Annotated in this window: 12 protein-coding genes and 1 tRNA gene; 6 read left to right on the top strand and 7 right to left on the bottom strand. The window is 63.2% G+C overall.

Annotation, left to right across the window (positions count from 1 at the left end; all coding sequences use genetic code 11):
* Positions 1-165 precede the first annotated feature (165 nt).
* From ACFWZ3_RS08735 to ACFWZ3_RS08725, 3 genes are all read right to left on the bottom strand, one after another.
* Positions 166-540, bottom strand: coding sequence for a response regulator (locus ACFWZ3_RS08735; protein WP_439707350.1), 375 nt, complete (start codon positions 538-540; stop codon positions 166-168).
* An 8-nt stretch (positions 541-548) separates the two neighbouring features.
* Positions 549-791, bottom strand: a complete 243-nt coding sequence (locus ACFWZ3_RS08730; protein WP_439707349.1) for a hypothetical protein — start codon at positions 789-791, stop codon at positions 549-551.
* A gap of 165 nt (positions 792-956) precedes the next feature.
* A complete protein-coding gene (locus tag ACFWZ3_RS08725; protein WP_439707348.1) occupies positions 957-2,897 on the bottom strand; it encodes an SUMF1/EgtB/PvdO family nonheme iron enzyme in 1,941 nt (646 codons plus the stop codon).
* Positions 2,898-3,010: 113 nt separating this feature from the next.
* On the opposite strand from ACFWZ3_RS08725, the gene ACFWZ3_RS08720 reads away from it, so the two are divergent.
* A complete protein-coding gene (locus ACFWZ3_RS08720) occupies positions 3,011-4,126 on the top strand; it encodes a ribonuclease D (RefSeq protein ID WP_439707347.1) in 1,116 nt (371 codons plus the stop codon).
* 89 nt (positions 4,127-4,215) lie between these two features.
* A tRNA-Ala gene (locus tag ACFWZ3_RS08715) sits at positions 4,216-4,291 on the top strand.
* Between the two features lie 224 nt (positions 4,292-4,515).
* Here ACFWZ3_RS08715 and ACFWZ3_RS08710 read toward each other — a convergent pair.
* From ACFWZ3_RS08710 to ACFWZ3_RS08695, 4 genes are all read right to left on the bottom strand, one after another.
* Positions 4,516-6,756: a S8 family peptidase gene (locus ACFWZ3_RS08710; RefSeq protein WP_439707346.1), complete on the bottom strand. Its 2,241-nt coding sequence runs from the start codon at positions 6,754-6,756 to the stop codon at positions 4,516-4,518.
* 11 nt (positions 6,757-6,767) lie between these two features.
* Positions 6,768-7,802 (bottom strand): AAA family ATPase, encoded by a 1,035-nt coding sequence (locus tag ACFWZ3_RS08705; RefSeq protein WP_439707345.1) that lies wholly within the window; start codon positions 7,800-7,802, stop codon positions 6,768-6,770.
* 1,333 nt (positions 7,803-9,135) lie between these two features.
* Positions 9,136-9,399, bottom strand: coding sequence for a hypothetical protein (locus ACFWZ3_RS08700; RefSeq protein WP_439707344.1), 264 nt, complete (start codon positions 9,397-9,399; stop codon positions 9,136-9,138).
* Between the two features lie 306 nt (positions 9,400-9,705).
* On the bottom strand, positions 9,706-10,119 hold the full coding sequence (locus tag ACFWZ3_RS08695) for a hypothetical protein (protein ID WP_439707343.1): 414 nt from the start codon (positions 10,117-10,119) through the stop codon (positions 9,706-9,708).
* 134 nt (positions 10,120-10,253) lie between these two features.
* Between ACFWZ3_RS08695 and trbJ the strand changes: the two genes are divergently transcribed.
* Genes trbJ through trbL form a run of 4 tightly spaced genes read left to right on the top strand, consistent with a single transcriptional unit; the run spans position 10,254 to position 13,560 of the window.
* On the top strand, positions 10,254-11,057 hold the full coding sequence (gene trbJ / locus ACFWZ3_RS08690) for a P-type conjugative transfer protein TrbJ (protein ID WP_439707342.1): 804 nt from the start codon (positions 10,254-10,256) through the stop codon (positions 11,055-11,057).
* Positions 11,058-11,067: 10 nt separating this feature from the next.
* Entirely contained in the window at positions 11,068-11,601 is a 534-nt protein-coding gene (locus ACFWZ3_RS08685; RefSeq protein ID WP_439707341.1) for a hypothetical protein, read from the top strand.
* Positions 11,601-11,864, top strand: coding sequence for a hypothetical protein (locus tag ACFWZ3_RS08680; protein ID WP_439707340.1), 264 nt, complete (start codon positions 11,601-11,603; stop codon positions 11,862-11,864). Before ACFWZ3_RS08685 ends, ACFWZ3_RS08680 begins: the two co-directional genes overlap by 1 nt.
* Positions 11,857-13,560 (top strand): P-type conjugative transfer protein TrbL, encoded by a 1,704-nt coding sequence (gene trbL, locus ACFWZ3_RS08675; protein WP_439707339.1) that lies wholly within the window; start codon positions 11,857-11,859, stop codon positions 13,558-13,560. The genes ACFWZ3_RS08680 and trbL overlap by 8 nt, the downstream gene beginning before the upstream one ends.
* Positions 13,561-13,984: the final 424 nt, after the last annotated feature.

Here is a 13,984-nt window from a genome sequence, read left to right as displayed (position 1 = left end):
TTGGCCGTGATCCCCACCACGTGGCTCACGCTCAGCCTTCGCGTACGCCATGGACTAAGGCTCGCGAGAAAGTAGCGTACCGCCAATTTCGTATATCGGCACCTGAAGACGAATCTTCAACTGAGACGGACAGCACGCCTTCCCGGCATCGCTTCTCCCAACGGCTCAACACGAGTAGGACGATGCCAACTCAGCCACCATCCGGAACAGATCGTTGCGGTGGAAAGGCTTCTGCAGCGTCGGGCGATCCTGCCAGGGTTCACGCAGGCCGTGGGCGCCGTACCCGGTGGCGAAGGCAAACGGGATTTCTCGGGCCGCCAGGGCCTCTGCGACCGGATAAACCTCTTCGCCGCCGACGTTGACGTCGAGGATCGCCAGATCGACGGTTTCCGTACGGGCGGCTTCTACTGCCTGGTCGATCCGGGCCATCGGGCCGATGATGGTGTGACCGGCCTCCGAAAGCATGTCTTCCAGCAGCATGGCCACCAGCATCTCGTCTTCGACCAGCAGGATCCGCCAGGGGCCGGACGTCTTTTCCATTGGGCTACCTATTGCACCAGGGTGGTGGAGTCCGGCTCGGCCAGTTCGTACCAGCTGCCGTCGCTCTCCTGCACCCGCACCGGCGGATGCTGCAGGCCCCAGGCACGCGCCAGCTTGGCACGGACCCGGACGGCTGCGGAGATCGCCTCGGCGCGTGTGGGGTAGGTTCCCACCCGTGAAGCCTCGCCCCTCACGATCCAGGGAGCCTCACCGCTGAACGGCACGAACAAGCGTACGGTTTCCGGATTCATTGCGCCCTCCCCCCGGAAGGCTCCACCCGCCGGGAACCCGGCAGCAGTGCGCATACCGCTGGCCGGACATGCAGTCTTGCAGATGTCGCGTGGCTTGGATAGGTCGTTCCGCGCCCGTAGCGGGCCCGGGATCCGGCCTTTGCGGCATCCTCTTCAGGCGGGTGTCTACAGTTCGCGAACGACGCGGAAACCCACGCGTGCACTGCGCACCCCACCGTCCGCGCCTTGCCGATACGCCGAACGCACCTGGTCGGGCGAACTGCCCCACGAGCCGCCGCGCACGACATGCACGCTGCAGCCGGGATTGAGCCAGGCGCTGCCGTTGACCGGTGCACGTACATAGTTGTCGTGCCAGCAGTCGGCGACCCATTCGGAGACGTTGCCGTCGATGTCGTACAGGCCGAACGGGTTGGCCATGAAGCTCGCTGCCGGAGCCGGTCCCCAGTAACCGTCCCGATAGCCGGGAAAGGCATTGCTCCAGCGCCGTCCGCTGGGTGAACGGTCGCCGCTGCCGGTGAGATTCTCCACCTTGCGTGTGGGCGCCTGCCCGCCCCACCAGAAGCGGGTCTGGGTGCCGCCACGCAGGGCATATTCGAATTCCGCCTCGCTCGGCAGGCGGTAGCGTTTGCCGGTGCGCTCGCCGAGCCAGGCGGCGTAGGCCTTGGCATCACGCCAGGAAACATTGACCACCGGCAGCTCGTCCGCCGCCGGGCGACCCGCGTAGTCGTCCTGCCAGGTGGCGCTCGAGTCGTCGCGCAGGACACCGCTGCGCTCGTCATACACGCTGGCGCCCCCCTGCCGGATCGAATCGGGCTGGTAGCCGCTGGCTCGCACGAATTCGCGGAACTGGCCCACCGTCACCTCGGCGCGCGCCATCGCGAAGCCCTTGTCGAGCGTGACCCGATGCATGGGTGTCTCCGCGTCGGTGCGATCCTCCTCGCCATCGGGTGCTCCCATGCGGAAGCTGCCGGTGGGGATCACCACCATTGCCGGCGTGTGGCCGGGAAGATCGACGAAGCGGTCGCTGAACACCTGCCCGGGCTTGTAGCTGGCGTACAGGCGGGCATTGGTGAGCTGCTGCTGGAAGGCGTCGATGCCTTTCAGGCCAGGCTGCAGGGCCTGCGCCTGGCCGGCGAGGCGCTGCGCCAGGTCCAGGTTGCCGGCGTCCAGCGCCGAGCGCGCCTGGGCCAGCAGCCCGCTGGCGCGCTGGCGGCGGATGCCTTCGACGCGGTTGCGCACGTCGACCAGTTGCTGCGCACCGGGACGGATCGTTTCCGCTTCCGCCAGCGCCCGGTCCGCGGCCGCGAAATCGTTCTGCGCCACGGCCGCCAGGGCGCGGTCCAGCACGGCGCGCTGCACCTGGAAAATACCCTGCTCGGCCATGGCGTTCTGCGGATCGAGCGCCTGCACCTGGCGATAGAGATCCAGGGCGCTGGCCCCCTGTGGCTGGTCGACCTTACCCTGCTGCAACAGCGAGGCGGCCTGGGCCAGCATCGGGCGAACCTTGGCGAGCGTCTTCAGACCCTGCTCCAGCTGAGCGACATCGCCCGCCGTGTTCGGCAGCCCGCGCAGGCCGTCCAGCAGATCCCGTGCGGAATCGGCATCGCCGACCGCAATGTCCTGACCGATCTGCGCCACCAGCTGTGCGCGTACCTGGTTGAGACCCTGTGCGGCGGCCCGACTGTCCGGCTTGTCCTTCAACGCCTGCGCATAGAGTGCCGCGGCGCTGTCCTCGTTGCCGACCAGCCGCCCACCCTGCATCGCCTTTTCGGCGCGCGCCAGCAACGCCTGCACCTCCGGCGTGTCGGCGCTGAGCTGCTCGGGCAGGTGCTGGTTGCCCTTGTTCATCCGCGACGCGATCACCGCTGCCGGGGCCAGCGTGAGCGGCGGCCCGGCATCGATTTCCGCATCCAGCGGCGTACGTGGTGCGCGTTGCCCGGCCGGGGCGGCGAACCCGGTCGAAGCCGGCCGGCGGGCCGTCATCGTGGCCGGATCCACATGGAATACGCGCGGAAAGAAGTGGTAGACCAACGCCGCCCCGAGCACGAGCACGCCCAGTGCACCACCGAGAGTGCGCTGGAGGCGGACGGTTTCGTTGCTCGGCATGGATGTCCCAAGGCTGTTATCGTGCGCCGCTCACCTTATGGCAGGGCCGATGACAGGGCAATGCGCCTGGCGCTTCCCGAGAGCCCGCCGACCGACACCGAGGAAGCTTCCGCATGTCCGTGCCCACCGCGGCCGACGCTACATGGATCGATCACCGCGACGCGCTGGACGCGTGGCTGGCCGAACTACCCGCCAATGCCGCGCTGGGCGTCGATACCGAGTTCATGCGCCGGAATACCTTCCACCCGCAACTGGCGCTGTTGCAGCTCGGGTGGAACGGCCGCTACGCGCTGGTCGATCCGCTCGCCTTCGACATCGGCAGCGCCCTGCGCCCGCGGCTCGCCGCAGGGCCCACGGTGACCGTCATGCACAGTGCTGGCGAGGATCTCGAAGCCCTCGCGCCGCTGCTGCCCGAAGGCCCCGGCACGCTGTTCGACACCCAGATTGCCGCCGCCTTCGTCGGCATGGGCCTGGGTCTGAGCTACCGCGCGCTGGTCGCCGAATTGGCCGGCGCGGAACTGGACAAGGGCGAAACCCGCTCGGACTGGCTGCAACGCCCGCTGACCGAGTCGCAGCGCCTCTACGCCACGCTCGACGTGGTCTATCTGGAGCCAGTCCATACCCACCTCGCGGCACGCCTGGCCGAGCGTGGCCGCACCGCGTGGCACGCCGAGGACTGCGAGCGACTGAAGCGCCGCGCCAACACCCATGAAGGCGACCCGCAACCGCAGCGCAGCTTTCGTGCCGCCTCCGACTGGCCCCGCGCGCAGCAGGCCTTGTTGCGCCGCATCCTGCTGTGGCGCGACCGCAGCGCGCGCACGCTGGACCGCCCGCGCTCCTGGCTGCTGGAGGATGCGCTGGCGCTCGATTTCGCGCAGAACCCGCCTTCCAGCGTGGCTGAGCTGGACCAGCGCAGCCGCGGCCAGCGTGCACTGCGCTCGCCGCAGCGCGCCGAGCTGTTCGAGCTGATCAAGCCTGCCCCGGATGCGGAGGAACAAGCCGCTACCGCCGCGATTCCCGCACCCGTGCTGGGACCGGCCAAGAAGGCGCTGGCCGCGATGAAGGACACCGTCGACCGCCTGGCCGGCGAACTTGACCTGCCCGCCGGGCTGCTGTGCCCGCGCAAGGTGCTGGAAGAATTCCTCACCACGCACGAATGGCCGGAGTTTCTCGAAGGCTGGCGCCGCGACGTGCTGCACGGCCCGCTGTCCGGGCTGCTGCCTGACTGACCGAACACGCGAGCCGGCACGGGACGACGAAGGCCCACGCAGACCCTTGGCGAACGCCGTGCGACGCTGCTAACATGCGCGGCTCGCGTGGGGTGGTAGCTCAGCTGGGAGAGCGTCGCGTTCGCAATGCGAAGGTCGGGAGTTCGATCCTCCTCCACTCCACCACAATCAAGCACTTACAGAAAGGCCGAGGGTGCGAACCCTCGGCCTTTCTGTTTGTTGTGTCCCCGATTTGTCCCATGGGATTGCTGGGCGTCGCATGGCGTTCCATCGAGAGTGCCCCGAAAATGCCTCAACTCTGGCGGGCAACCAGACTACCTGTGCAAGCTCGTCCGAGCCGAGGACCGTTCCCTCCACGCTTGCACCGTGACCGACGGCGCTTTCGAGCTTCACACCCTGATTGGCAGCGGGAGGTGCGTCCGCGGCCGGATCGCCGCCAGCGTCGGGTAGTGGGCGACCACTCGGTCATACAAATCGGGGTGCTTGCTGGCGGTGACTGTCACCACAAGAGCGTAAGGAAGCTTGATTGCTGCGGACGGGCTCACCCTAGATCCTGGCTCACGCGCCTGGTAGTGAATGTCGAACACCGGCCGGTCCAGCGAGCTGGCGCGGAAGCGCTGCCGCGCATGACGAGTCGTGTCCCACTTGAATGAATCATGGCGCAAAGCCTGCTCCGTTTTCCTACCGACTCCCTCGAAGAACGGCTTGGATTCCGGGAAGTCGGGGTCAGTCCTGTAGTTCGGGGGCGAGGGCTTCGGAAAACGTTGCTGATGCGGACGGAAAGTGATTCCCAGTCCGGCACGGGTGTAATCACCTGGAGTGTGGGGATCGGTCTGGCAGAGATAGCAGAAGGTGGCAGCGATCTCGACTAGTCCCTCCAGTTCCCCAGGCGGTAGCGGCACCTCTGTGCGAATCACCTTGGAGGGATCAAGATGGCCTTGGTAGAGGACACGCACACTTCCGTCCGGGCACACCGTAATTGCGGACAGATCGCTCGGTACTAGTCCCCAGCCCACTTCTGCGCGCGGATGCTCGCCCGGATTTTCAGCGCTATGGATAAGCAAGGCGCGAATACCTACCGTTGAGATACCTCCCCCGAAGTGCGCACGAACACCGCTAGCGATGCGCATGACGGCCGGCGTTGAGAAACTGGTACCGGACGCCTCGGCGATCGTCGGTCCAGGGAATATGAATTTGAACTGGTCACCATCTACGCCACCGAACTGCAGCAAGTCAGGTTTGACAAGGCCGGGGGCACGCCCCGGACCGACGCAGCTATAAGGCGCCCGTGCCCATCCCGCCCCCTCAGAACTAGACGCACCAATTGCCAGGGCGTTCACACAATCGCTAGGCACCTGCACCCGGTTCAATGGCGAAGGCGATTCGCCCGCGTTGCCGACGGCGATCGTCCCAAGCATTTGTCCTTGTTGGAAGTGGTCATCCAACATGGTGGTCCAGGCTGTGACCTTGTCATCGCCCACGATCTCGACCGGGCCGATGCTCAGAGTGGCAAATTCGTAGTTCGACTGGCTAAGAATTTGGTCGATATACAACATGACCGGATACAACTTTGTGTCGGTAGTTTGGTCACCGAGAACTCGAAAATGATCCACACCAGAGTATGGACGCGGCTGCAGCCCATTTCCCACGCTGCCGAAAAGGAGCGCGGAAGTCACCGCGAGCCCGTGCTCGACACACTCGATGATGGGAGCACCGATGCCATCTTTCGCGCTGGGTTCAATTCGGTTCGCCCAGAGCCCGAAAGGGTGATTGTCGGGTAACCCTCCGTCGAAGATTGCCACGCGGAACGACGAATCGATCGCCTCCTCGCTGGGCAGGGCGATGTGTGGCGAGGCCTCCAGGGCGCGCAACATTTGAGGGCGCTTGAGCGGACGCAACTTTGGCATGGGCCGGATGGCGCGCACGAAAGCAAAGTTCGCGAGACGTGCCGCCGCGGCCGCGCTAGCCATTGCTGGCATAAACCATAAGCCGCGGGACTGATAGTCGCGCGCCTGATCGAGCTCAACACCGCTCTCCGAAGCGAAGTCAAGGAAGGCTTCTTCCCAGTCCACGTCGAGCTCGGCGTCGTGATGCATCACCACTTCCACAAGCTCGGGTGCGCTACTGATCGAGCCCATCAACCGGTCCTTCGCTTGCATGGCCGACAGCGATTCGATCTTCAGCAAGTCAACTACAAGTGAATCCTCTATGTCTCCGGCGCTAACGACATCGAGAAGGCGTTGGAACTGGCTGCGGCGCCCAGCAAGAAAAAGGACGGTTGAGGGGATACCACGCTCTTTGTCACTACCGCGACCATCTCGTGGCTTCACCATTACTGGTTTGCTGCCGACCAGTCGAAGATCCATCTTGCCAACGAGCTCGGAGGGGAACGCAGAACGGGAGTAGTACTGCGGATGGAGGGTCACAGCTGAGACCACCCGGTCGCCGGGGCACGCATCCGGGGGCAACCGACGAAACAGATCCTGCTGTGTCGCCATAAGAGGCAGGAGGTGAGCCCGCTGAATGTCCCAGACATAAGGTGGCTGCGCGTCGTTCGGGCCGCTGCGATAGCGACTCTCCCGATTTAGCGTCTCACCACGACCAAGCAGAAACTTCGGTTCGCTAGCCATGCACTACTCCTTTAGAGCGTCGAACGAAGGGTTTCGCGGGCAACGTTAGCCAGCTTGCTGGCCTCCCGCTGCGAGAGACCGGAGTTAACCAAGGAAACAGCGAGCTTCTTGCGGTCGCTAAGTTTCAGGTCAGCCGCACGGGCAGCGACCAGTTCTGCAAGCACCAGCTGCCCCTCAGTCTTACCGCCCAGCAAAGTTGCTCTACGTAGGCGATTAAGGTCACGCACATAGTCGCTCTGCGAGGTCCCGGCGCCAACCACCGCCAGGGCATCGCGCCACTCTCGTGGCACCAAGTCGGTTTTGTCCGAAACGAGCCTCCCAAGCTCCCTCAGCATTTCTGCGGTAGGCGTGGGGAACTCAACCGTGCTATCGAAACGTCGCCAGACCGCAGGATCTAGCAGGCTGGCGTGATTCGTCGCCGCAACGAGCAAGTTGTTGGAGTTCCAAAGGTCGATCTCCTGCAACAGCACAGTCACCAGCCGCTTTAGCTCGCCAACATCACTTTCATCATCACGCCGCTTCGCGACTGCATCCAGTTCGTCCAAGAAAAAGATGCAGTCCCGGCGTTTAGCGAACTCAAACGTCTGCTTTATGTTGTTTCCGGTGCGGCCTAGGAAACTGCTGATTACGCTCGCAAGATCCAGTACGAGCAGCGGCATCTTTAGCTGCAACGACAGGTGGCGTGCAGCTAGCGTCTTGCCAACGCCCGGCGGGCCGGTGAACAACACCGTGTGCGACGGCTTTAGGTTCGCCCGTGCGAGCTTAGAGGCAGAGCGGCGTTCGGCAACTAGCATGTCAAGACGCCGTATGACATCGGACGACTGCACAAGCTTGTGGGGCATGATCGGCGGATCTTCGACCCGCAGAAGCTCAAGGCGGCTATCTCCGTCGGTCGGTACCGGTGCTGGTAAAGCAGCGCTGCCGCGTCGTGGCATCGACCGAATAGCGCTGGCCGTAGTCGATTCGTCACGACCAAAAACAGCCGCCTGTAGAACGTCGGCTAGATCGTCACCCTCCGAGCGTAGCGCCCGGATCAGTCGCAGCACCTGGATCCTTAGTCTTTCCCCATCCCCCTTTGCACCCAAGCGCGCAACCTGGACCAATTCCGACCTAAATCTGTCGATTTGGGCCATCAAATCAGTAACATTTTGTTTTGTAGTTGTTTTTTTCATTGTCGATGTGGCCTATTTATCGCATACTCGCACATGGTGTCGACCGCCGCAACAGGTCACTGGGCGTACGCCGTTGCACCCGGGGACTACCCCTCCTTTGCAGTGGCACAACGTTGCCGCTCGTCTCCTGCTGTCACAGGACGCTCAAGTTCCCGGACACGCTGCCGATACGGCCTGCATGGGCGATGTGCGTATGACAACAAAGCAAGAGGGCGCCTGTGGCCAATCACGCGCCCTTGGTGCTCTATGCACGCGCTTGCTGGCTTGGCCTCTGCACCTGATCAAACGAATGTGTGGAGCGGGATCGAACCTGCAAAAGCTCTCGCGTGGCCTGTGGGCATCACGCGTCTCGCTGCTGGCCATGTTTACCGTCATTCCAACAGCCGTGTTTGTGGTACTTGGGGCCATAGCGGCGCACTATCACATTGGCCACCCGGTACAGCTTGTCCCCTTGATATGGGCAGTAGCGCCGCTAGCGCTCACGCTCTTGGGTTCCTTGGCGGGGATGTTCCTAATCGCCCTGACGCTAGATAGTCCGCAAATCATCTGGCCCCACCTGCCGCTGATCATCTGGGCGTCGACAAAGACGGGCTCGCTAGAATTGCCCCCGCCTTCTCTCCCAGACGCGCCGGACACCTTTGATCGCCCTCCTCGCCTCTCAGGCGTGCGCTGAGTAGCCAGTTTCCGGCCTCCAGGTCGCGCCGCGTCTCTCGCCGCACCAGCGTCCGCGCCTAAATCACTGCAAGCACAGCGACCTCGACCTCCGATCAGAGATCGAGACCATGTCTATTGCCCCTTCCCTGCAAGTCCCCGTTCTCGCCGTGACGCCGGCCGAGGCCTTAGTGATAGGTGGACTATCCAACCCGCGCACTGCTGCCTCCAATGCACGTACCCGGATCTATCGCGGTACGTTCCCCTACCCCTTGGTTCCGGCGCCCGGTGGCGGGGCACGCAAATATGTCGTGCTTATAAGGGACATCAAGGCAGCCCTCGGGCTGAGTGACGGAAATGCTATCGCTGGGCCCGTTGAGCCCATCGAGCCCACTGGGCAGGCCCATCGAAAGCCCGGACGCCCTCGCCTATCCAAGAAAGCAAGCCAGGGGGTGGGTTAATGGAAGCGCTCTCGAAGGCGAACCCGAAAACTCGACTTGCTAGCCGCAAGAGCCTCGCTGGCGCCGGAGGAAAAGCCACGATGAGTGGGGGCCGCTCAGTAAGCGAGAAGGATGACCAAATCGTTGAGTTTGAGTACGACGATGGTTACCCGGCCGGCTTCACCATTGTCGACAACCGAGATATCTGGCAAGGGCCAAAGCGATTCCAGATGCTCAAGTTTAGCCTCAGGACTGTCGGCGCCTGGACCGCCCTGGTGTCCTTTCCCCCAGGCTGGGTGATCAGTGTCCGACACCTCCGGAAGGTGCTTGAAGTTGGGCGCGACCAGCTTCGCACCATTCTTTCCGAGCTGGAGGAACAAGGCTGCCTTGCGCGTATACAGGTGAGGAACCCAGACGGCACTTATGGTCGCCAACGTTGGGTGCTTTGTCGCGGCGGTTCGGACTGCTCGCCGCCATCAACGCCACCGAGGCCTGAAATTCAGGCTCCGGTCGAAGCCGGTGGGTGGAAAGCCGGTGGTGTCGAACCGGCGCCTGAAATTCAGGCCCCGGTTGGTGCCGGCGCCTGGAAAGCCGGCGACGGTTTGCCCGGCGCCGGCATTTCAGGCCCCTTAGTAACTACTGAAGTAGTACCAAATACAGAAGCTAGTACTACTACATCACCCGCCTCACCCGGGCTCGTTCCCCCAAATTCGCTGCCACCGGGCGAAGCTCAGGTAGTAGTCGCAGAAGTGCAAAAGGCCATGCGCAGCGGCGATCTCCGCGGCGACCTCGCGCAACCAATCCTCGACGAGCTTGAGGGCGCAGTGCGCCGGGGGCAGCGAGGCAGGCGGATCGAAAAGCCTGTCAGCTACCTGCAGAGTCTCCTTAAGCGGGCCCAGGCTGGCCAATTCGTTCCAGACGTCGGCTTGCCCATCGAAAGAGAACGCCAGAAGCAAGCCCTTGAGATAGAGAACAGGGTGCGCCGCGCTGAGCAGAGGCGACAGGGCTTGGCCACACGAGACGACCCGGAGACGCGGAGCCGTATCGATAAGCACCTCGCCGATTTCTCCCGCAACTTCGGGATGGCGTGTGGATCTCACCAAGATCCCGCGCCTCAACGGGAGGCTTCCGCCTCGCCGTAGCACCTAGTCAGAGACTGCGCCGCGCAACCGCGTGGCTGCACGCCTGCGCCGTAAGTAAGACGGCCTAGGGCGCAACTAGATCAAGGAAAACCATGCAAACGAATCGCTTTCTTCGGCCAGCCCGCCTCGGGCTTCTCGCGTTCGTGCTCGTGTTGCTCGGCGCGATGCCAGCCACCGCACAGTGGGTCGTATTCGATCCGGCGAACTTCACCGAGTCGATCGTCAACGCGTACCACACGCTGCAATCGAATCTCGACGACGCCACTCAGATCGCAAACCAAATCAACCAGATCAGCAACCAAGTGCAGATGCTTGAAAACCAGGCGCTCAACTTGGCGGCGATGCCCGAGAGCTTGGTAAGCAGTTACCGCTCGAACATGGCAAACCTGATGGCGTCAATCCAGCGCATCAAAGGGCTGGAAAGCAACCTCAGCAACATGCGCGACCGCTACCGCAACATGTATCCCTCGACGTATGCGAGCAACCAGGCTTGGCAGAACCTCGATGCCTACGTGAAGCAGTGGCACCAGGCCGATCAGGCAAACATGGAAGATGCTTTAGCCACCGGCGCCAGCGTCCTCAACAAGCTGCCGGCGACGCAGGCCGACATCGCCCGCCTAGGAGCTGACTCGGCCGCAGCCAAAGGCGCTTTGGCGGCTATCCAAGCTGGCAACCAGCTCTCGATGAATGTTGCTGGCCAGCTTCAAAGCCTCAACGCGCAAACGGCGACGTACCAGCAAGCCATGCTGCAGCACATGAGTGCGGACGCTTCCGCCGACGCCGCCGCGGAGGCGGCCAACCGAGCTGCGCTCAAGGGCTTCTCGGATGGCGGCAAGCCCGCTTGGGAAGGAAAGCCACAGTCCAGCCCCGACAGCTATGCGCCGTGGGCGCATTGAGGGGACTGCGATGACCATTAAGAAGAAGCCAGTTCGCCAGCAGCGGGCAACGGGCGCTGGCGAGCGTTTGTACGTGAACCTGCCCAAATCCTTAGCCAGAGCGGTCAAACAGGAGGCCGCGGCAAGACGCATCTCTCAGACGTCGATCATCGAGAAGGCATTGGCCGAACGATATGACCCGGCTAGCGGCGACATGCGCGACGAGCTGCTGAAGGGCGAGCTTCGCGCCATGCGACGTGAGCAGGCTCGCGTCACGTTCCACCAGCGGGCTACTGCTGAAGTGCTCGCAGTAGCTGTCAAAAACATCGTGGCCATGCTGCCGCCACCAACCGCAGAGGGGCAAAAGCGGGCTGCCAGCTTCTACAGCTTCCTGGCCAGCGAAGCCGGAAAAGCCCTGTCGGACGACCGAACCCTCGTTGACCGCCTCGCAGAGAAGATCCTCACCTTCAATGAAGGTGACTTCGCCCATGTCGGCGGTCCCGGTGCGCCGGCCGTAGACCCGGCTGACCACGATGCCCTCACCTTCGACGACAAGGACGCCTGATGACTATCGAGTCCATATCCATCCGCCTGACCGCAATCGCTCTCATCGTGGCTGCCTTGGCCGCATGCAGTGGCCCGTCCAAAGAACTGCCCCTCGGAGCCGGCGCTGCAGAGAAACAGGCCGTCGCGGCGAACCGAGACGCACTGAAAGGCTTTTCCAACGGCAAGGCGCCGGCGTGGGAGATCCACAAGTCAAGCGCGAAGCCCAGGAACTACACCCTATGGGAAGAGAGCAAGGCGACGGAGGACAAGCACCATGAATGAGGGACTGCTTACCCACATCCTCAACACGTTCGTGCACGCGATAGGCGGCGGATTCGGGCGCCTTGGACCGTCTGCCAACCACCTGCTCTACACGATCATGGGCATCGACCTGGTCTTTTTCGGGTTGTTCGCGATCGCCGCCGAAGGCGGGCAGATCGTGGTCAAGAGCATGCGCAAGCTGCTCGGCTACGGCCTCTTCGTGCTGCTTGTGACTCAGTGGCCCAAGCTCGTTGCCGTGATCGTTCAGGGCTTTGTGTGGGCCGGACAGACTGCCGGAGGCAACGCGCCAGGCCCATCGGTGCAAGACCCTTCCGCCATCGTCGACTTCGGATTCAACGTCGCTCAGCCCATGCTCGATAAGGTCAGCACTTTGGCGCATGGCTTCACGGGCACGATGGAAAACCTGCCGACGATCGGGCTCTACGAGCTTTGCATCGTCGGCACGATCGCCGCCTTTTTGATGATCGCGATCCAGTGCTTCATCGCCTACCTTGAGTTCATGATCGTGGCGGTCCTCTCGATGGTGTTGTTGCCTTTCGGACCTTGGAAGCACACCAAGTTCTTGAGCGAAAAATCGCTCGGGGCGGTCATTTCTCACGGCATCAAACTGATGACGCTGACGTTCATTGTGGCGATTGCCGGCACGGTACTGCCTTCCGTAGTGCCCGCTACGGGCGTCAGCGTCCATGACGCCATCGTGGCCATGGGAGCCACTCTCGCGATCGCGCTGCTTTGTATGCAGGCGCCCAACCTTGCCGCCGGCCTTATGTCTGGCTCGCCGTCTCTCGGTGCAGGCGCGATGCTGGGTACGGCAACGGGTGCAGCCATGGGCGGTGCCGCGGCGATGGGTGCGGGACGCATGCTAGCCACCGCTGGCGGTGGCTTGGGCAAGAGTGGTGCTTCCGTGGTCGCCCAAGCCGCCGGCGCTGTTGCTCAGGGTGGGATAGGCGGTATCGCCACTAAGGCTGCTGGCGCGGGGCTGATCTTCAAAGCAGCAACAGGTGCTGCCGGGGCCGGACAAGCGGCACTGTCCGGCTTAGCTCGAAAGGCAACCGCACCTGCGCAGAACTTGGGCGAGTTCCTCAAGAGCAATTTCCAACAAGGGCAGCTCCGCGAGCACGCTCGGCAGTCCACCAAGGGAAGCTCCAAGGGTGCCAGCGCCACCGCCACAGGAGGCGCGACGCATGCGCCGCCACTAACGGCCGCCGATAGTACCCAAGGTGCCCTTGCGGGCGGTGCGGCTGGCACCCCACCTGCACCGGCTGCGGCGGCATTCCCCTCGGTCGGTGGTGGCTTGAGTAGGCAACCATCGCCTACCAGCAGGGATCGCCCCAGCATGGGAGCTACATCCAGGGCCATACCCTCGTCTGCTACGGGCAGTCCAGCCGCAAACCAGGCTCGCCCCGCAGCAGAGGCAAGCAGCTCGAAGGGCCCAGCATCGGCAGCTCACCCGCCTGCAAGCAGCGCAGGTCAGAGTCAGAAAGCTGCGCCAAACGCGAAGGGGGGGCAGAAGATAGGTAGGCCGGCCGATCTCATAAAGAAACCAGCGGAATCCTTTGGCTCCGCTGGCATAGCTGCCGGCCAGCAGGGACGCCAGACAGCCAGTCAGTTGGCACAGCGCGCCCTCGACCAAGTCCGGCCAGGTGATGGGGGCGGCGGTAGCGTACAGGTCAACCTACCCTCACCTGATGAGTGACGCCGCAAAAGGTAAGGGCCGGGATTTCTCCCGGCCCTTACGCGGTAGCTCAACGCGACCTCACTCGGTTGTAAGAGTGCCAATTCCAAGGCTACGGGTCAATTTTGCTCATGAGCAAAACGCTGATTGGCCTATGTGCTTATGAGCAACAATGCCCGAAGGGTCCGGCCGGAAATTTTGCTCATGAGCAAAATGCCCCTCGCCGGAGGGACTAACCCAAAAACCCCGTAACCCGGCCGGACAAGCAACCCATCGGGTGGATGTTGCTCATGAGCAACATTGCCCTTGGGGGCTCCGCGACGTCCCCCCAGTTTTGAGTAGCACCTCGGTTTGGAGTCCAATCCCCCATCTGAAGGAGATTGGACGTGAAGAAACGCTTTTCCGAAGAACAGATCATCGGCTTCCTGCGTGAGGCGGAGGCTGG

Origin of the sequence: Frateuria sp. GZRR35, from assembly GCF_051900415.1 — a bacterium.
Taxonomy (GTDB): domain Bacteria; phylum Pseudomonadota; class Gammaproteobacteria; order Xanthomonadales; family Rhodanobacteraceae; genus Frateuria_A.
This window is presented reverse-complemented; position numbering and strand designations above follow the sequence as displayed.